Source organism: Actinospongiicola halichondriae, from assembly GCF_049103745.1.
In the GTDB taxonomy this organism is placed as follows: domain Bacteria; phylum Actinomycetota; class Acidimicrobiia; order Acidimicrobiales; family Salinilacustritrichaceae; genus Salinilacustrithrix; species Salinilacustrithrix halichondriae.
The window spans coordinates 50,407-67,342 of record NZ_CP171622.1 but is presented as its reverse complement, the minus strand read 5'-3'; the positions used below and the strand labels follow the sequence as shown (position 1 = coordinate 67,342).

The 16,936-nt window shown below is 69.1% G+C and carries 19 protein-coding genes; 10 read left to right on the top strand and 9 right to left on the bottom strand.

All coding sequences use genetic code 11. The features are described 5' to 3' along the window. Nucleotides 1-8: 8 nt before the first annotated feature. Complete coding sequence (locus tag AB8619_RS00345) at nt 9-2,849, bottom strand: S8 family serine peptidase (protein WP_436794493.1); 2,841 nt, start codon at nt 2,847-2,849, stop codon at nt 9-11. 100 nt (nt 2,850-2,949) lie between these two features. Between AB8619_RS00345 and AB8619_RS00340 the strand changes: the two genes are divergently transcribed. After that, nucleotides 2,950-4,815, top strand: coding sequence for an ABC transporter ATP-binding protein (locus tag AB8619_RS00340; protein ID WP_436794492.1), 1,866 nt, complete (start codon nt 2,950-2,952; stop codon nt 4,813-4,815). 1 nt (nt 4,816) lies between these two features. On the opposite strand, the gene AB8619_RS00335 is transcribed toward AB8619_RS00340, so the two are convergent. Further along, nucleotides 4,817-5,581, bottom strand: coding sequence for a deoxyribonuclease IV (locus AB8619_RS00335; RefSeq protein WP_436794491.1), 765 nt, complete (start codon nt 5,579-5,581; stop codon nt 4,817-4,819). Here AB8619_RS00335 and AB8619_RS00330 point away from each other — a divergent pair. Together AB8619_RS00330 and AB8619_RS00325 are read left to right on the top strand one after the other, a co-directional pair. Further along, nucleotides 5,580-6,440 (top strand): SDR family oxidoreductase, encoded by an 861-nt coding sequence (locus tag AB8619_RS00330; RefSeq protein WP_436794490.1) that lies wholly within the window; start codon nt 5,580-5,582, stop codon nt 6,438-6,440. The two genes, AB8619_RS00335 and AB8619_RS00330, sit on opposite strands and share 2 nt — an antisense overlap. A gap of 436 nt (nt 6,441-6,876) precedes the next feature. Next, nucleotides 6,877-7,425 (top strand): TIGR03086 family metal-binding protein, encoded by a 549-nt coding sequence (locus AB8619_RS00325; protein ID WP_436794489.1) that lies wholly within the window; start codon nt 6,877-6,879, stop codon nt 7,423-7,425. A gap of 7 nt (nt 7,426-7,432) precedes the next feature. Here the strand turns inward: AB8619_RS00325 and AB8619_RS00320 are convergent, their stop codons facing one another. Next, the gene (locus tag AB8619_RS00320; protein ID WP_436794488.1) at nt 7,433-8,002 is read right to left on the bottom strand and encodes a 1-acyl-sn-glycerol-3-phosphate acyltransferase; all 570 of its coding nucleotides are present in this window, start codon (nt 8,000-8,002) and stop codon (nt 7,433-7,435) included. A 36-nt stretch (nt 8,003-8,038) separates the two neighbouring features. On the opposite strand from AB8619_RS00320, the gene AB8619_RS00315 reads away from it, so the two are divergent. Genes AB8619_RS00315 through AB8619_RS00300 form a run of 4 tightly spaced genes read left to right on the top strand, consistent with a single transcriptional unit; the run spans nt 8,039 to nt 10,153 of the window. Then, on the top strand, nt 8,039-8,707 hold the full coding sequence (locus tag AB8619_RS00315; protein WP_436794487.1) for an AzlC family ABC transporter permease: 669 nt from the start codon (nt 8,039-8,041) through the stop codon (nt 8,705-8,707). Continuing rightward, the gene (locus AB8619_RS00310) at nt 8,704-9,012 is read left to right on the top strand and encodes an AzlD domain-containing protein (RefSeq protein WP_436794486.1); all 309 of its coding nucleotides are present in this window, start codon (nt 8,704-8,706) and stop codon (nt 9,010-9,012) included. The genes AB8619_RS00315 and AB8619_RS00310 overlap by 4 nt, the downstream gene beginning before the upstream one ends. A 9-nt stretch (nt 9,013-9,021) precedes the next feature. Continuing rightward, nucleotides 9,022-9,483 (top strand): MaoC family dehydratase, encoded by a 462-nt coding sequence (locus tag AB8619_RS00305; RefSeq protein ID WP_436794485.1) that lies wholly within the window; start codon nt 9,022-9,024, stop codon nt 9,481-9,483. A 1-nt stretch (nt 9,484) separates the two neighbouring features. Continuing rightward, entirely contained in the window at nt 9,485-10,153 is a 669-nt protein-coding gene (locus tag AB8619_RS00300) for a pyridoxamine 5'-phosphate oxidase family protein (protein WP_436794484.1), read from the top strand. On the opposite strand, the gene AB8619_RS00295 is transcribed toward AB8619_RS00300, so the two are convergent. The 4 genes from AB8619_RS00295 to AB8619_RS00280 are packed head-to-tail and all read right to left on the bottom strand — an operon-like array spanning nt 10,150 to nt 13,163. After that, nucleotides 10,150-10,884, bottom strand: a complete 735-nt coding sequence (locus AB8619_RS00295) for an SDR family oxidoreductase (RefSeq protein WP_436794483.1) — start codon at nt 10,882-10,884, stop codon at nt 10,150-10,152. The two genes, AB8619_RS00300 and AB8619_RS00295, sit on opposite strands and share 4 nt — an antisense overlap. Nucleotide 10,885: 1 nt before the next feature. Further along, on the bottom strand, nt 10,886-11,464 hold the full coding sequence (locus AB8619_RS00290) for a hypothetical protein (protein WP_436794482.1): 579 nt from the start codon (nt 11,462-11,464) through the stop codon (nt 10,886-10,888). 26 nt (nt 11,465-11,490) lie between these two features. After that, the gene (locus AB8619_RS00285; protein WP_436794481.1) at nt 11,491-12,687 is read right to left on the bottom strand and encodes a lipid-transfer protein; all 1,197 of its coding nucleotides are present in this window, start codon (nt 12,685-12,687) and stop codon (nt 11,491-11,493) included. Then, the gene (locus tag AB8619_RS00280; protein ID WP_436794480.1) at nt 12,684-13,163 is read right to left on the bottom strand and encodes a Zn-ribbon domain-containing OB-fold protein; all 480 of its coding nucleotides are present in this window, start codon (nt 13,161-13,163) and stop codon (nt 12,684-12,686) included. Before AB8619_RS00280 ends, AB8619_RS00285 begins: the two co-directional genes overlap by 4 nt. A 58-nt stretch (nt 13,164-13,221) precedes the next feature. Here AB8619_RS00280 and AB8619_RS00275 point away from each other — a divergent pair, with 58 nt between their 5' ends. From AB8619_RS00275 to AB8619_RS00265, 3 genes are read left to right on the top strand one after another with little or no spacing between them, the layout of a single operon-like run. After that, nucleotides 13,222-13,983 (top strand): enoyl-CoA hydratase family protein, encoded by a 762-nt coding sequence (locus tag AB8619_RS00275; protein WP_436794479.1) that lies wholly within the window; start codon nt 13,222-13,224, stop codon nt 13,981-13,983. 21 nt (nt 13,984-14,004) lie between these two features. Continuing rightward, nucleotides 14,005-14,832, top strand: a complete 828-nt coding sequence (locus AB8619_RS00270; protein WP_436794478.1) for a CoA transferase subunit A — start codon at nt 14,005-14,007, stop codon at nt 14,830-14,832. Beyond that, a complete protein-coding gene (locus AB8619_RS00265; protein ID WP_436794477.1) occupies nt 14,829-15,596 on the top strand; it encodes a CoA-transferase subunit beta in 768 nt (255 codons plus the stop codon). The genes AB8619_RS00270 and AB8619_RS00265 overlap by 4 nt, the downstream gene beginning before the upstream one ends. A gap of 114 nt (nt 15,597-15,710) precedes the next feature. On the opposite strand, the gene AB8619_RS00260 is transcribed toward AB8619_RS00265, so the two are convergent. Further along, nucleotides 15,711-16,370, bottom strand: coding sequence for a TlpA disulfide reductase family protein (locus tag AB8619_RS00260; RefSeq protein WP_436794476.1), 660 nt, complete (start codon nt 16,368-16,370; stop codon nt 15,711-15,713). Then, the gene (locus AB8619_RS00255) at nt 16,367-16,912 is read right to left on the bottom strand and encodes a disulfide bond formation protein B (protein ID WP_436794475.1); all 546 of its coding nucleotides are present in this window, start codon (nt 16,910-16,912) and stop codon (nt 16,367-16,369) included. Before AB8619_RS00255 ends, AB8619_RS00260 begins: the two co-directional genes overlap by 4 nt. Nucleotides 16,913-16,936 lie beyond the last annotated feature (24 nt).

The window sequence follows — 16,936 nt, the reverse complement described above, 5'->3', positions numbered from 1 at the left end:
CCCGGGCGTCAGCCGAACAGACCGTCCGTGCCGCCCAGCAGAAGTGAGTCGCTCCGAGTGCCGACGCCGTAGAAGAACACGTCGTCGAAGCGGTCGCCGTTGAAGTCGCCACCGAGCGGGGTGTAGGTCCCGCTGATCGAGACCTGGACGCTGTCGTATCCGCCGGCTCGGAACAGCCACTGGAAGTCGGGCGCTGCGCCCGGGGCGTAGAAGAGCACGTCGCCGTACCCGTCACCGTCGAAGTCGCCGGCGATCGGCCGGTAGGTGCCGTTCACCGTCGTCGGGACGCTCGTGAACCCGTTCGCCTTGCCGTACCAGCGATAGTCGTTCGCCGTGCCGGGTGCGTACCAGAAGATGTCGTCGAACCCATCGTCGTTGAAGTCGCCGACGAACGGCTCGTAGTCGCCACTGGCCTTGGTCGGCACGCTCGTGTGACCGCCGCCGGCCTTGCCGTACCAGATGTAGTCCTGGGCCGGACCCGGGGCGTACCAGAGGATGTCGTCGAACCCGTCGCCGTTGAGGTCGAGCGTGAACGGCTCGTAGATCCCCGAGGCCTTCGTGGGCACGGAGTAGTACCCGGCCTCGTCGAAGAGCCAGATGTAGTCCTGCGTCGTACCCGGGGCGTAGAAGATGATGTCGTCGTGGCCGTTGCCGTCGAGGTCGAGCGTGAACGGTTCGTACTGCCCGTTGATCGGGAACGCTCCCAGGTCGAACAGCCCGGACCAGTCACCCAACTGCAGGAAGTCGGCTGCCGTACCCGGCCCGTAGAACAAGACGTCGCTCGCCCCGTCACCCGAGAAGTCGCCGACGATCGGCTCGTACACGCCACTGATGTTCGGCTGCACGAACGAGCCGGTCGTGGAGAACGGGATCATCGTCCACGGCGCGTAGTTGCTCGCGACATCCTGCACACCGGCGAGGATCAGCGCATACGGGCGACCCGGATCCAGTGACCCCGTCGGGTTGACCGTGATCGTGTCGTTCCCGTTGAAGGTCACCGAAGCCTGGACCGCTCCGCCGTAGATCCCGTCGATGAGCACGACGGTGTTGCCGTTGACCGACGAGCCCTTCATGGTCCGACCGGTCCGGACTGTCAGGTTCGCGGTCCTCGACACGCCCGAGCGACGCGCCGTCGGCGTCGTCGCCTCGAGCCACGGCTTGCCACCCTCCGTCTCGGTCGGGCTCGCGACCGACGGCGTCTTGACGACCGACAGCTGGTAGCCGCCGGGGCTGACCGTGCCGAAGTAGTTCTCGATCGAGAGCTTGTACTCGCCCTCCACCGTCGTGATCGTCGTCGACTCCGGCGTGTCGCCGATCCACTCGTCGAGGTGGATCACCAACTCCTCGTCGGGACCGTGGATCCGGACGACGGGATCGAACTCGGGGCCGGGTGCGCTGCCCGATGGCGTGACGGTGATCGTGACGTCCTCGCCGCCCGCGGAGTCGAACTTCCACCAGTCGACGTCACCCTCGGGGGTGATCGACCCGGTGTTGTTCGTCGTCGTCGCCGTGGCCCGGCTGCTGACGTCGTTGGGCTCGGAATCCACGGCCGCAGGTGCGACGCCGACGAAGGGTGCCCGCCCGGAGACACCGAGGGCGGCGGCTGCGTCGACGATGCCGTAGCCGTAGAAGTCGTCGATACCGACCGGTCCGCGATCCTCCGCCGTGAGCAGGAGTTCGGTGGCGATGCGATCGCCGCTCCACCCGGGGTGACGATCCTTCAGGAGGGCAGCGACCCCGGCGACCATCGGTGCCGAGAAGCTCGTGCCGTTGACCGTGGTGCTCCCGCCGCCGTTGGCCGTGGTGTTGATGGCGACGCCGGGAGCGGCGAGGTCGACGTCGGGGCCGTACGTCGTGAAGGCGGCGGTGTCGCCGTTGTCGTCGGTGGCCGAGACGCCGATCACCCTCGGCGAGTTCGCTGGTGTGTTGCTGAGGAACGCCTCGTCGTTGCCCGTCGACGCGATCACCAGGAGACCACGGTCCGCGGCATAGGCGACAGCGTTGTCGACCGCGATGCTCCGACCTTCGGCGCCGAGCGACAGGTTGACGATGTCGGCGCCGTGGTCGGCGGCGTAACGGATCGCAGCGGCCACCGAACTCAGCGGGCCGCTCCCCCCGTTGAGGACACGCAGCGGCATGATCTTGGTCCCGCCGCCGGCGACGCCGTCGATCGTGGTGCCGGCACCGTGACGGGCGGCGATGACTCCTGCCGTCGACGTGCCGTGACCGTCGCTGTCGTGCGGGTAGGTCCCGGGGTCGACGAAGTCGTATCCGGTGACCAGGCGACCGGTGAAGTCCGGGTGGTCCTGGTCGATGCCGGAGTCGACGACGGCCACGACGACGTCGGAGGAGCCCTTGGCTCGCTTCCACGCGTCCTTCACGCCGATGCGGTCGAACTCGCCGGTCTGGCCCGGGGACTCGAAGGCCGTGACCTGTCGGTCGGGCTCGGCGAACTCGACGTCCGAGCGTTCCTCGAGTTCGGCGGCCACCTCGTCGGCGCTCTTGTCCTCGGGCACCTCGACGAGTGAGTAGCCCGACTCGGGGACATCGCGAACGGGTTCACCGTCGACCGAGCTGGGCCGGACGACGTCGTCGCGGAACTTCACGACCACGTTCTCCGGATCGGGCTCTGCCTGGCGCGACGCGTCGTCCGGGACGGACTGTCGCGCATCGGCCGGCGGTGCTGTCGGGCGTCCGTCGCGCTCGGAGGGCGGTGCGACCGGCGTCTCGGACGCACGTGGCGCGCGGTCTGGCCGTGCCCCGTCCACCTGTGCACCCGCAGCGTTGGGCAGGAGCGCGACGAACATCGCCACACCACCGAACGCCGCCACGATCGACCTCGTCCTCATGAGTCTCTTTCCGTTCCGGTTCTTCCGACGCTCTTCGGCACGGTACCGCCGGGACTTGACCTCTTGAGGCGCGTCGGTCGAGGACTCGTAGGCTCGCTCCATGCGCCAGCCTCCCCACTCGATGCTTCCTCGCCATGGCGAGGACGTGACCGGCGCGACGGTCGACCGCCACATCGTGCGGCGGGTGTGGAGCTTCGCTCGCCCCTACCGGGCACAGATCTTCGGCTTCCTGACGGCGATCGTGCTCGCCGCGTTGTTGGGCCTCGCTCCCCCGTTGATCTTCGGACAGATCATCGACGGCGCAATCGCCGATGGTGACCGTGGGCTGCTCACGATGCTGGCCGTCCTGGCGATCCTCGCTGCCCTGGCGGAGAGCGTGCTCGGCCTCGTCGAACGCTGGCTCTCGTCGGTCATCGGCGAAGGACTGATCTACGACCTGCGGGTCCGACTCTTCGACCACGTCCAACGACTCCCGGTCGCGTTCTTCACCCGCGCCCAGACCGGCGCCCTCGTCTCTCGCCTCAACAACGACGTGATCGGCGCGCAGCGGGCGCTGACCGGGACACTCGGCTCGGTCGTCTCCAATGTCGTCGTCCTGGTGACCACGCTGATCGCGATGATCGCCCTCGAATGGCGACTCACGATCCTCGCCGTCGCACTCCTACCTGCATTCCTCATCCCGGCCAAGAAGGTCGGCAACCGTCTCGCCGACATCAGCCGTCAGCAGATGGAACGTAACGCCCGGATGAACTCGACCATGACCGAGCGCTTCGGCGTGGCCGGTGCCATGTTGGTCAAGCTCTTCGGTCGTCACGACAGCGAGACCGACAAGTTCTCCGACGACGCCGCAGGCGTGCGCGACGCCGGCATCAAGTCGGCGGTCCTCGGCCGCATCTTCTTCTCGACCCTCGGCTTCGTCGGGGCACTCGGCATCGCCGTCGTCTACTGGTGGGGTGGCTCGCTGGTGATCGACGGGTCGCTCAGCACCGGCGACCTGGTGGCACTCGCCGCGCTCGTCCAGCGCATCTACCAACCGCTCACGGCGCTCACCAACGCTCGCATCGACGTGCTCACTGCCTTCGTCAGCTTCGAGCGGGTCTTCGAGGTCCTCGACATCGAGAACCCGATCCAGGATCGTCCGGGCGCCGTCGACCTCGTCGGCGTCGAGGGCCGCATCGACTTCGACGACGTCTGGTTCACCTATCCCACCGCCGACCAGGTGTCGCTCCCGTCGCTCGACGGCGCCGTGCCCGATCACGACACCTCGGCCGGTCCGGTGCTGCGGGGTGTGACGGCCACGATCGAACCCGGCCAGCTCGTCGCCATCGTCGGTCCGTCGGGCGCGGGCAAGACGACGCTCACGTCCCTCGTCCCCCGCCTCTACGACGTCGACTCCGGCGCCGTCCGCATCGACGGCCACGACCTGCGCGACCTCACGCAGTCGACGGTGCGCCGAGCGATCGGCGTCGTCTCGCAAGACCCCCACCTGTTCCACGACACGATCGCGGGGAACCTGCGCTACGCCGACCCCAGTGCGACCCTCGCCGACCTCGAGCGGGTGTGTGGCGCGGCGCGTATCCACGACGTGATCGCCGCCCTGCCAGAGGGCTACGACACCGTGGTCGGCGACCGCGGCTACCGCCTCTCCGGCGGCGAGAAGCAGCGCCTCTCCATCGCCCGCATGCTGTTGAAGGACCCCGCGCTCGTGATCCTGGACGAGGCCACGTCGCACCTCGACAGCGAGAACGAGGCCGCGGTCCAGGCCGCGCTGGCGCACGCGCTCGAGGGGCGCACGTCGCTCGTCGTCGCCCACCGACTCTCGACCATCATCGACGCTGATCAGATCCTCGTGGTCGACGACGGCCGGATCGTCGAGAGCGGCACCCACGACGAACTCCGTCGCGAAGCCGGCCTCTACGCCGACCTCTACCAGACCCTCGTCCGAGGTGACGCCGCGCCGGCGTGAGCTACAGGTTGGTGCGGAGGAACGCCAGATCGTCCTTGCGGCCTTCTTCGGCCGTCTCGCAGATCACCGGAGCGTTGGCCGCCCGGACGACGGCGAGGATCGCCTCGGGATCGATCTGGCCGTGCGTGAGGTTCTCGTGGCGGTCACGTCCGGAGCCGTGGCCGTCCTTCGAGTCGTTGCAGTGCACGAGATCGACCCGGCCGGTGATGCCGATGATCCGCTCGACCGAGTCGACCAGTTCCTCCCCCGCCGCCCAGGCGTGGCACGTGTCGAGGCAGAACCCGATGCCGGTGTCGCCGATGTGGTCCCACAGCCGACCGATGGTGTCGAAGTGCCGAGACATGGCGTGGTCGCCGCCGGCGGTGTTCTCGAGCAGCACCGGCATGTCGGTCTCGAGGCTGTCCATGGCCTTGCGCCAGCGGATGAAGCCCTCGGTCTCGTCCTCACCCTCGGTCACGTGACCGCCGTGCACCACCACACCGGCGGCACCGATCTCGGTCGCCGCGTCGCAGGTCTGCTGGAGGATCTTCCGGCTCGGGATCCGGACCCGGTTGTTCGGCGATGCGACGTTGATGAGGTACGGAGCGTGGACGTAGATCGGGATGTCCGACGCCTTGAGTTCGGCGGCGTCCTCTCGCGGCTGCGGCTTCTTCCACGACTGCGGGTTGCCGAGGAAGATCTGTACGACGTCGGCCCCTTCGGAGGCGGCGACACCGAGCGGGTCGTCCGGGCTGACATGGCTTCCGAGGAGCGGGAGATCGGTCATGTCCCGACCGTATCGCTCTGGGCGGATCACGGGATCTGACGGGGTGTCAGATAGCGTTGCCGAGGTGTCCGGACCCTTCGCAACGCCCCCCGCCGAGCCCGAACCCCGTGGCCTGCTGACCGGTCGCCGCGTGGTCGTCACCGCGGCCGCCGGGACGGGAATCGGGTACACCACCGCACGTCGCTGCCTGCTCGAGGGCGCATCGGTCCTGCTGTCCGATCATCACGAACGGCGCCTCGGCGAGGCTGCCGACCGACTGGCCGAGGACCTCGGTGTCGACCGCCCGCCGACTGCGGTGTGCGACGTGACCGACGAGGCACAGGTCCAGGCGCTCTTCGACACCGCGACCGAGGCACTCGGCGGCTTCGACACCGTCGTCAACAACGCCGGACTCGGCGGCGAGGTCGACCTGGTCGACATGACCGACGAGCAGTGGAACGTCGTGCTCGACGTCACGCTCACCGGGACGATGCGCTGCATGCGTGCCGCGATGACCCGCCTGTACGCATCGGGCGGCGGTGTGATCGTCAACAACGCCTCGGTCCTCGGCTGGCGGGCCCAGAAGGGTCAGGCGCACTACGCCGCGGCGAAGGCCGGGGTCATGGCGCTGACCCGTTGCGCCGCGGTCGAAGGTGCGGAACAGGGCGTGCGGGTGAACGCCGTGGCGCCGAGCATCGCGATGCACCCGTTCCTCGCGAAGGTGACCACCGACGAACTCCTCGACGACCTCACCGCCCGAGAGGCCTACGGGCGTGCCGCCGAACCGTGGGAGGTCGCCAACGTGATCGTGTTCCTCGCCTCCGACCTGTCGACGTACATGACCGGCGAGATCGTCAGCGTCTCGAGCCAGCGGGCCTGAGCAGCGGATTCGGCTGAGGCGAGACGCCGTCGACGGTCCCGGCCCGGGAGCGTGAACCCCTCCCGGTGAATCGCTCCGACGAGATCGGCGACCGTCCGCACCGCGCCGCCCGCTTCCATGAGCAGCACGGTCAGGTGGTGGCGGAGCGCGGTGCCGGAGAGCATTCGTGCGAGTCGGAGTTCGATGTCGATCCGTTCGTCGTCGGTGAGCATCGTTCCAGCATCCCGAGCACGGGTGACAGAAACGCCCCACGGGGATCACCGACCCCACCTCGTGCAGTGTCAGAGCGACAACCGGTTCCGAGCGGCGAGGAGTGAAGCCCACCCCTTTTCCCTTGTCGCTCCGACGCTGCACCAGCTGCACCGCCAGACCCGGGGCATCCCGCCGACGAGGCGGATACGGTCGCAGCAGACATCCTCGATCAGGAGCAACCGCCATGAGCACGCAACCCCTCGAACAAGCCGTCACCGCGACCCGAGCCGTGCTCGCCGGCGTCGGCGCCGATCAACTCGACGGTCCGACCCCGTGCAGCTCGTGGACGGTCCGCGAGCTCATCGATCACATCGTGGGCGGCCAGCGGTTCTTCGCGTCCGGCATCACCGGCGCCGCGCCGTCCGACGAGAAGGTGTCCGACGACTTCGTCGCCGACTTCGACGCCGCGTCGACCGAGTGCCTGGCCGCCTTCGGTGCCGACGGCGCCCTCGAGAAGATGTACGACCTCCCATTCGGCACGATGCCCGGCGCCGCGTTCATGGGCATGGCGTCCACCGACACCTTCGTCCACGGTTGGGATCTCGCGAAGGCCACGGGGCAGTCCACGGACCTCGACCCGGCCCTGGCCGCCGCGCTCCTCGAGCAGTCGAAGGCGGCGATCCAGGACGCGTTCCGCGGCCCCGAGGGCGCACCGTTCGGTCCGGAAGCAGAAGCTCCCGCCGACGCCACTGCTGCCGACCGCCTCGCAGCGTTCCTCGGCCGAACAGTCTGACGAAGGGTCAGCCCGCGTCTTCCTCGCGGAGACGCGGCTCGGTCTTGTTGGCCGGCTTCACGCCGCCCTTGTCGGCGTAGAACGCTCGGACCTCGTCCATCACGGCCGAGACGCTCTGCGACGAGTCGATCGAGGGGCCGAAGCCACCCGTGCGGCTCGGACCGTCGAGATACGAGAGGACGATGGGGATCTCGGCGTCGCGGGCGATCCGATAGAACCCCGACTTCCAGTACTCGCCCTTCGAGCGTGTGCCCTCGGCCGGTACGACCAGTGCCAGTGACGCCGTCGAGCGGGCATCGGCTGCCATGTCGGCGACGAGGTCGCCAGGGGCGTCACGGTCGACGGCGATGCCACCGAGGGCTCGGAAGATGGGTGCCATCGGTCCGGCGAACATCTGCTTCTTGCCCAACCACTTCGGTGACAGGCCAGCGGCCCACGCCATGGCGAGCATCAGCGGAAAGTCCCAGTTCGAGGTGTGCGGCGCGGCAACCAGGACCATGACCGGTTCGTCCGGGGCCTTGTTGACGAGTCGATACCGACCGATCTTGAGGATGAGCCGAGCGAGGAGCGATCGCATCGGGCCACGGTAGTGGTCAGGTCATATCGTCAACGGATGGCACCGGAGCGAGGGCAGATCCTGCGGCAGGCGCTGTCGGTCGCATTCGCCGTCGCCCCGTTCGGCATCGTCTTCGGCGTCGCCTGCGCCGACGCCGGCCTCTCGTGGCTCGATGCTGCCGGATTCTCCACGCTCACCTTCGCGGGATCATCACAGTTCGCCGCCGTCGACGTGCTCGGCGACGGCGGCACCGCAGCTGCGGCCATCGGCGCCGGCCTGCTGCTCAACCTGCGATCCCTGGCCTTCGGGGTGATCCTCGCCCCCGCGCTCGACGGTCCGTGGTGGAAGCGAGCGGCGATGTCCCAACTCGTCATCGACGAGTCGACCGCCGTGGCGACCGCACACGACGATCTCCGATGGCGGAGGTACGGGTTCCTGGCCGGCGGACTGGCCGTGTTCGTCCTCTGGAACATCTGCACGCTGCTCGGCGTCGCGCTCGCCTCCATCGGCGACGACTTCGTCACCGACTTCGGACTCGACGCCGCCGGGCCGGCGGCCTTCCTCGCGCTGCTGTGGCCGAGGCTCATCGGGGCCGCCGGTGGGCACGGCCGACGTATCGCCGCCGCCGGCGCGCTGATCGCCGCCGTGACGATCCCGTTCGCCCCACCGGGCGTCCCGATCCTCGCCGCGACCCTCGGCGTGCTCGCCATCGGACGACCGCGATGAGCACCACCATGACCGTGCTCGTCGGGCTGACGCTGGGCACCTACGCCCTCAAGTCCGCGGGACCGCTCCTGCTCGGGGGCCGTCGACTCCCTCCGATGGTCGATGCGCTGTCCAACCGCATCCCGGCCGCGCTGCTCGCTGCGCTCGTGGTCGTGAGCACGATTGCCGACGGTCAACGGGTCGTCGTCGACGCTCGCCTCGGCGGCGTGATCGTGGCCGGCGTCGCGCTGCGACTCCGTGCGCCGTTCGTGGTCGTCGTCCTCGCCGCGGTCGCGGCCACCGCCGCGATCCGGGCGATCTCCTAGCGTGGGCCGATGGCGATCACCACCATCGACGGACTCGACGAACTGCGAGCGGCCGTGGGCAGCGACCTCGGTACCAGCGACTGGCTCGAGATCACGCAGGAGCGGGTCGACACGTTCGCCGACGCCACGGGCGACCATCAGTGGATTCACGTCGACGTCGAACGGGCGAAGGCGGAGAGCCCCTTCGGCGGCCCGATCGCCCACGGCTACCTGACGCTCTCGCTGACCAACCTGTTCCTGCCGCAGGTGCTCGAGGTCACCGGCATCTCGTCCGGCGTGAACTACGGCGTCAACAAGGTCCGCTTCCCTGCCGCGGTGCCGGTCGGTTCGCGGGTGCGGGGCAACGTCCGACTCGACGCTGCAGAAGACGTCCCCGGTGGACTCCAGACGACGATGGTGATCACCGTCGAGCTGGAGGGATCCGCGAAACCCGCGTGCATCGTGGAGGCCATCTCCCGTTGGCTTGCCTGACGTGAGCACCACGTCGTCCGACAGATTCCCCGAGACCGACCGCACCACCATCGGCCGCAGCCCCGACCGGGGCACCCGCGATCGGGCGACGGCGAACGCCATCCTCGACGAGGGCGTGCTGTGCCATGTCGGCATCGCCACCGACCACGGTCCGGTCGTCATCCCCACCACCTACGCCCGCCGGGGCGATGATCTGCTGATCCACGGCTCGCCGGCCGCCACCTGGCTGCGATCCGCCGGCAAGGGAACGCCGGTGTGCGTGACGGTGACCCACGTCGACGGACTGGTCCTGGCGCGCAGCGCCTTCCACCACTCGATGAACTACCGGTCGGTCGTCGTCTTCGGGACCGCGGTGCCGATCAAGGGCGACGACGAGAAGGCGGCCGCTCTCGACGCGATCGTCGAGCAGCTCGTGCCCGGTCGAACGGCCGAGGTCCGCCCCATGCACGACGAGGAGGTCACGAAGACGCTCGTGGTGAAGGTGCCGCTCCAGGAGGCCTCGGTCAAGACCCGTTCCGGCGGACCGCTCGACGACGAGGAGGACTACGACCTGCCCGACGTCTGGGCCGGAGTCATCCCCATGACGACGCACTTCGGGACGCCGATCGACGACGAGCGCCTGACCCCCGGCATCGGTGTGCCGCCGAGCGCAGCGGACTACCGCCGCTAGTCGCCTTCGACCGCCCCGATGAACACCGGCGGCTCGCCGCCGCCGTGGACCTCGAGTTCGGCGCCGCTGATCCAGCCGGACGCAGGCGACGTGAGCCACCAGCACGCTTCGGCCACGTCGACGGGAGTTCCCATCCGACCGGCGGGGATCGTCTTCTCGACCCGAGCGATGGCGGCGTCGTCGCCGTAGTGCAGGTGCGCCTGCTCGGTCCGGATCAGGCCGACGACGACGGCGTTGACCCGCACGTCGCCACCCCACTCGGCGGCGAGCGAACGGTTCCACCCGAGCAGGCCGGCCTTGGCCGCGCCGTAGGCCGAGTTCGACGGCGACGGGCGGGTGGCCGAGACGCTGGCCACGTTCACGATGCAGCCGTCGTCGGCCGCGGCGAGGTGGCGATGGGCGTACCGGCTCACGTAGATCGGCGCCAGCAGGTTCAGCTCTACGACCTTTCGGGTGAAGTTCGGCGAGTCGGTGGCGGCGTCCATCATCGGGGCACCACCGGCGTTGTTGACCACGACATCGAGACGCCCGTGGTCGGCGGCGACGCCGTCGCACAACGCCTCGACCGACTCGGGGTCACGGACATCGCACGATCGGAACTCGCCGACAGCACCGTCCTCGGGTTCGCGGCGGCCGCACACGACGACGGTGTCTCCACCGTCGGCGAACCGCTGGGCGATCCCCCGCCCGATCCCCCGGGTCCCCCCGGTCACCAGAACGACACGTGCCATCTCAGATCCTCACTTCGTCGAGCGTCCGTCGAGCGAGCTGGTCGTCGCCCTCGATCCGCACGTCCTCGTCCTGCCAACGGCTCCGTCCCGACCCGAACCGCAACAAGGCGACCGGTCCGACGGCGATGCGCGCCGCGGCGGCAGCGACGCCTTCGGGCGCTTCGCCCAATCCGATGCCGTCGCCGACACGCCACAGTGTTCGTGGGGCGTCGAGGACCAACGCCACCGGTGCATCGAGCACGCGGTGCAGCCCATCGCGAGCGACCTGTGGCAGCGCCGATTCGAACCAGGCGATGGCGGGACCAACCGACGCGGAGAACACCGGGCCGCCAGCGTCGAAGCACCGATGGACCACGCTGGCGTAGACGAGACCATCGGCCCAGAGGTGCGACGGATGTTTGCCCAGTGGGCCGAAGTCGCGCAGGAGGTCGCCCGCGACCGGGACCTGGAGCGAGTCGAGCGTGCCGAGGTCGACGACGTCACCGAGATGACGACACACGTCGTTCCAGACGGACTCGTCTCCGTGGACGAGGAGCGCATCACGTTCGGCGCGGAGTGCGGCGAGGCCGGCGACGGTCATCGACCGTCACCCTGCCACTCCAGAACTCACGTCGAGAGGAGGACCGACGAGCCGTGGCCGAAGAGACCCTGGTTGGCGGTCACGCCCACGGTCGCTCCCTCGACCTGTCTGCCGGTCGCCTCGCCACGGAGCTGCCACGTGACCTCACACACCTGGGCCAGCGCCTGGGCGGGCACGGCCTCGCCGAAGCAGCCGAGGCCACCAGACGGGTTCACGGGCACGCGACCGCCGAGCGCGGTGTCGCCGTCGCGCAGCAGCTTCTCGGCCTCTCCCGGCTGGCAGAGACCGATGTTCTCGTACCAGTCGAGTTCGAGCGCGGTCGACAGGTCGTACACCTCGGCGAGCGACACGTCGTCGGGGCTGATGCCCGCCTCCTCGTAGGCCGCGTGGGCAATCGAGTCCTTGAAGCCGATCTCCGGCGCGGGGACGGCCACCGCCGAGTCGGTCGAGAACTCGGGGAGATCGAGGTGCATGTTCGGGAACGACGGCGTGACGGTCGAGATCGCCCGCACCCGAACGGCGCCGCCGAGACCGTGCTTCTTGGCGTAGTCCTCACTCACGAGGACGACGGCCGCACCGCCGTCGGAGGTCGCGCAGATGTCGAGCAGGTGCAACGGGTCGGCCACGACGGGCGACTTGAGGACGTCGTCGACGGTGACCTCCTTGCGGTAGCGGGCGTTGGGGTTGGCGAGGCCGTGCCTCGAGTTCTTGACCTTCACCTGGGCGAAGTCCTCGGGCGTCGCGCCGTAGAGCGCCATCCGACGGCGGGCATAGAGCGCGAAGTACGTCGGGTTGGTCGCGCCGAGGAGGCGGAACCGGAGCCAGTCGGGATCGTCGGGTCGGTCGCCGGCGTTGGGGGCGAGGAAGCCCTTGGGCGTGGTGTCGGCGCCGACCACGAGAGCCACGTCGCACAGGCCGGCCAGGATCCGGGTGCGGGCCGACTCCATCGCCGTCGCGCCCGAGGCGCAGGCGGCATAGCTGGTGGAGACCCGGGCGCCGTTCCAGCCCAACATGCGAGCGATGGTGGCGCCGGCGACGTAGCCGCCGTAGCCGTTGCGCACGGTCTCGCCACCGGCCACGAACTGCACGTCGCGCCAGTCGATGCCGGCGTCCTTCAACGCTGCCTCGGCGGCATCGACGCCATAGGTGGCGAAGTTCCGCCCCCACTTGCCCCACTCGGTCATGGCGACGCCGGCAACACGGACGTTCGGGCGATCGCTCATGACATCTCCCCCGTCCCGTACGACGGTTCCCACTTCCAGACGGTCTTGCGGACCGGCCCGCCTTCTGCCTCCGTGTCGGTGTACAGCGTGTCGATGACGAGTCGGACAGGCATGCCGACCTCCAGGTCCTCGATGCTGATGCCGTCGACGACCTGGCCCATCACGATCATCTTCTCGGCCTCGAGCTCGACCGCGACATGGCAGAACGGGACGTGTTCGTCGCCGGGAACCATGTAGGGCGGCGGCGGCTGGTAGCGAGCATCGGTGTAGCTCCAGATCGTGCCGTGGTTCGACAGACGGTGCTCGACCAGGTTGCGCCCGAAGCACCCGGGGTTGCGGCACAGCCCCTCGACCCGGGGAAAGAACACGGTCCCGCAGTCGTCACACCGGGTACCCAGCAGCGCCGGTTCCGGGTCGTCGGTGAACCATCCCTCGATGGCCGGTTCGGTACGCGTTCCTGACGAGGTCGTGCTCACGGCGAGGACGGTACCGCCGGATCTGACGCCGCGTCAGATCCGCACTACGGTCCGGCCCATGCCGACGACCACCACCGTCCATGAATCCGGTGTTGCCGAGATCGTGATGGACAACCCACCGGTCAACGCCCTCACCGTCGCCGGGTGGTTCGACGTCGGCCAACAGGTCACGGACGCCGGCAAGAACCCAGCCGTGCACGTCGTCGTCCTCCGGGCCGAGGGGCGTGGCTTCAACGCCGGCGTCGACATCAAAGAGATGCAGGAGACCGACGGGTTCGACGCCCTCGTCGGCGCCAACGCCGGCTGCTACGCCGCGTTCAAGGCCGTGTACGAGTGCGAGGTGCCGGTGATCGCCGCGGTCAACGGCTTCTGCCTGGGCGGCGGCATCGGCCTCGTCGGCAACGCCGACGTCATCGTCGCCGCCGACGACGCGACCTTCGGCCTGCCCGAGGTCGACCGTGGAGCCCTCGGCGCGGCCACCCACCTCGCCCGCCTGGTGCCGCAGCACAAGATGCGGGCGATGGTCTACACGGCGACGACCGCGACGGCGCAGGAACTGCACCACTTCGGGTCGGTGCTGTCGGTCGTGCCGCAGGAGCAGTTGCGGGACGAGGCGATGCGCGTCGCCGGGGAGATCGCCGAGAAGTCGCCGACCGTGATCCGGGCGGCCAAGGCGTGCCTGAACGGCATCGACCCCGTCGACGTGAACACGTCGTACCGCTTCGAGCAGGGCTACACGTTCGAACTGAACCTCAAGGGCGTCGCCGACGAACACCGTGATGCTTTTGTCGACAAGCGCGACACCGACACGACTCGCTGAGAGGCACCGATGGACAAACGAATGACGGAAGACGAGGTCGTCTCGCGACTCGAGTCGGGGATGACGATCGGGATCGGCGGATGGGCGGCGCGGCGCAAGCCGATGTCGATCGTCCGGGCGATCCTGCGATCAGACCTCACCGACCTGACCATCGCGTCGTACGGCGGGCCCGACGTCGGGATGCTGTGCGCCTCGGGCAAGGTCTCGACGCTGATCAGCGCGTTCGTGTCCGACGACTCGATCCCACTCGAACCCCACTACCGCGTCGCTCGCCAGACCGGCGCCGTCACCGAGCGGCCGATGGACGAGGGCATGTTCCTGCTGGCACTCCAGGCGGCCGCGTGGCGGGTGCCGTTCCTGCCGACCCGGGTCGGCCTCGGTTCGGACCTGTTCCGTGACGACCCGACGCTGAAGACGGTCACCGACCCCTATGGCTCCGAGGAACTCGTCGCCGTGCCGGCGCTGCACCTCGACGCCGCCATCGTCCACCTCAACCGAGCGGACGAGAAGGGGAACGCCGCGTTCCTCGGCCCGGACCTCTACTTCGACGACCTGATGTTGGAAGCGGCCGCCATGGGATTCGTGTCGTGCGAGAAGCTCGTCTCCACCGACGACCTCGCCGACGAGGCGCCGCTCCACACCCGCCGGACCAACCGAATGTTCGTGACCGGTGTGGTCGAGGCCCCCAACGGGGCGCACCCCACCTCGTGTGTGCCGGACCACGACACCGACGACGCCTTCCTGCGCGCCTACGCCGGCTCGGCCAAGGGTGACGGCGCGTGGGAGTCGTTCGTGGCGGAGTACCTCGCCGGCTCGGAAGCCGACTACCAGAAGGCGGTGACGGCATGAGCCAGCACATCACCCGCGCCGAGGTCTGTGTCGTGGCGGTGGCCGAGGCATTCCGCGGCGACGGCGAGATCCTCGCCAACCCCATCGGCACCATTCCGATGATCGGTGGCCGGCTCGCCCGCGCCACCTTCGAGCCCGACCTGATGATGACCGACGGCGAGGCACGGCTCATCGCCGGCGACGTCGCCGTGAACGGCGGCGACGCATGGACCACGGAAGCGTGGAACCCGTACCGCCGGATGTTCGACATCGTCTGGTCCGGGCGCCGCCACGTCATGATGGGCGCCACACAGATCGACCGATTCGGCAACCAGAACATCGCTGCGCTGGGATCGTTCGACAAGCCCAACGTCGCACTCCTCGGCTACCGCGGTGCTCCGGGCAACACGATCAACGACAAGACCTCGTACTGGGTGCCCAAACAGTCGGGCCGTGTGTTCGTCGAGGCCGTCGACACCGTCTGCGGCATCGGCTACGACCGCGCTGCCCAGCTCGGACCCGAGGCCGCCCGGTTCCACCACCTGCCCCGCGTGATCTCCGACCTCGCCGTCTTCGACTTCGAGACCGAGAACCACTCGATGCGCCTGCGCTCGGTCCACCCGGGCGTCACTGTCGACGAGGTCGTCGAGGCCACCGGCTTCAGCCTCGTCATCCCGGCCGAAGTTCCCGAGTCGCGCCTGCCGACGGCCGACGAACTCGAGCTCATCCGCGAGGTCATCGACCCCGCCGGAGCGCGCGAGAAGGAAGTCCCCGACCCCTCCTGAGGTCCCCCATCCCCCGCCACCACCCCGCCAGCCTCGTTCTGGGTGCGCGATCGGGATGTCTGGAGTACCGATCGCGCACCCAGAACCAGATCTGCGGGTGGTCGATGGGCGGGTTCAGGCGGTGATGGCGGCGACCGCTGCGGCGATCGCGTCTGCGGGCTGCTCGCCGGTCAGGCGTTCGACGACCGTGCCCTCGGCGTCGAGGAACACCATCATCGGGAAGCTCGCCAGGCCGTAGGCCGATGCCGCCGACGCCTCGGCGTCGTCGAACAGGCGGTCACCCGTCCAACCCTCGTCGTCCAGCCAGCTCGACGGCGGAAAGTTGGGTCGGGCCTCGGTGGTGTTGGTGAGCACAGCCACGGACCGGACGCCGTCGAACGCCCCATCGGCATCCATCTGGACCAGGAGCGGGAGCTCGGCCTGGCAGTGCGGGCACCAGTGGGCAAGGAACACGACCATGGTCGGCTGGTCGTCGACGCCCGGCTCCAGGCGGACCTGCCCGACCGACCGCTCGCTCACGACGCTCGGTGCCACGAGGCCGACGGCGGGGTCGTCGCCGACCTCGGGCATCGTCGGGAGCCGGTCGCCCTTCGCCGTGATGATCCCGTACTCCAGCTTCGGGTCGACCGACGCGGTGTCGGCATCGTCGCCTCCCGAGGTCACGAACACGATCGATGCGACCAGCAGGACGAGGACGCCGACGACGACGCCACCGATCACCTTGGGGTCGGGCCCGTTCGAGGGGCGGGAGGGGGTCGTACGGGACGTGCTCATGAGTCGGCTCCGGGGTCGGCGAGATGGTCGATGGCGGTCAGCAGCAGGATCAGGACGAAGCACACGCCGGCCAGACGAGGGATCGTCCAGAAGCCGAGCCCCTCGACCCAGCGCAACGTGCACGGGTTGTCGGGGTCGCACGAGTCACCAGCCAGTTCGGGATTGGTCTCGATCACGTTGTGCCAGACGTTGACGATCAGCCCGGCGCCGGCGAGCAGCGCAGCGATGAGTCGAGCGGAGCGTTCGCCTCGCCAGGAGGCCACGGCCAGGACCACGACCAACGGATACATCGCGATGCGCTGGTACCAACACAGTTCGCACGGGGGAAAGCCCGCGGACTCGCTGAACCAGAGGCTTCCGCCCATCGCGACGGCGGCGATGCCGGCTGCCAACGCTGTCCCGGACCCGCCGATGGTGGCCACGATCCTCGCCTGGGCGCTGGGGACCAGCAGCCCGACCACCAGCAGCACGGTGGCGATGGACCCTGCGATCGCGAGGGTGCCGAGAACGTCGGCGACGCGCGCGGGCGTGTCGGGGTCCATCCACCGAGTCTGACGATCTCCCGG

Coding starts and splice junctions, on each gene's coding strand:
- AB8619_RS00345 (WP_436794493.1), bottom strand. CDS start 2,849: ATGAGGACGAGGTCGATCGTGGCGGCGTTCGGTGGTGTGGCGATGTTC.
- AB8619_RS00340 (WP_436794492.1), top strand. CDS start 2,950: ATGCGCCAGCCTCCCCACTCGATGCTTCCTCGCCATGGCGAGGACGTG.
- AB8619_RS00330 (WP_436794490.1), top strand. CDS start 5,580: ATGTCCCGACCGTATCGCTCTGGGCGGATCACGGGATCTGACGGGGTG.
- AB8619_RS00335 (WP_436794491.1), bottom strand. CDS start 5,581: ATGACCGATCTCCCGCTCCTCGGAAGCCATGTCAGCCCGGACGACCCG.
- AB8619_RS00325 (WP_436794489.1), top strand. CDS start 6,877: ATGAGCACGCAACCCCTCGAACAAGCCGTCACCGCGACCCGAGCCGTG.
- AB8619_RS00320 (WP_436794488.1), bottom strand. CDS start 8,002: ATGCGATCGCTCCTCGCTCGGCTCATCCTCAAGATCGGTCGGTATCGA.
- AB8619_RS00315 (WP_436794487.1), top strand. CDS start 8,039: ATGGCACCGGAGCGAGGGCAGATCCTGCGGCAGGCGCTGTCGGTCGCA.
- AB8619_RS00310 (WP_436794486.1), top strand. CDS start 8,704: ATGAGCACCACCATGACCGTGCTCGTCGGGCTGACGCTGGGCACCTAC.
- AB8619_RS00305 (WP_436794485.1), top strand. CDS start 9,022: ATGGCGATCACCACCATCGACGGACTCGACGAACTGCGAGCGGCCGTG.
- AB8619_RS00295 (WP_436794483.1), bottom strand. CDS start 10,884: ATGGCACGTGTCGTTCTGGTGACCGGGGGGACCCGGGGGATCGGGCGG.
- AB8619_RS00290 (WP_436794482.1), bottom strand. CDS start 11,464: ATGACCGTCGCCGGCCTCGCCGCACTCCGCGCCGAACGTGATGCGCTC.
- AB8619_RS00285 (WP_436794481.1), bottom strand. CDS start 12,687: ATGAGCGATCGCCCGAACGTCCGTGTTGCCGGCGTCGCCATGACCGAG.
- AB8619_RS00275 (WP_436794479.1), top strand. CDS start 13,222: ATGCCGACGACCACCACCGTCCATGAATCCGGTGTTGCCGAGATCGTG.
- AB8619_RS00270 (WP_436794478.1), top strand. CDS start 14,005: ATGACGGAAGACGAGGTCGTCTCGCGACTCGAGTCGGGGATGACGATC.
- AB8619_RS00265 (WP_436794477.1), top strand. CDS start 14,829: ATGAGCCAGCACATCACCCGCGCCGAGGTCTGTGTCGTGGCGGTGGCC.
- AB8619_RS00260 (WP_436794476.1), bottom strand. CDS start 16,370: ATGAGCACGTCCCGTACGACCCCCTCCCGCCCCTCGAACGGGCCCGAC.
- AB8619_RS00255 (WP_436794475.1), bottom strand. CDS start 16,912: ATGGACCCCGACACGCCCGCGCGCGTCGCCGACGTTCTCGGCACCCTC.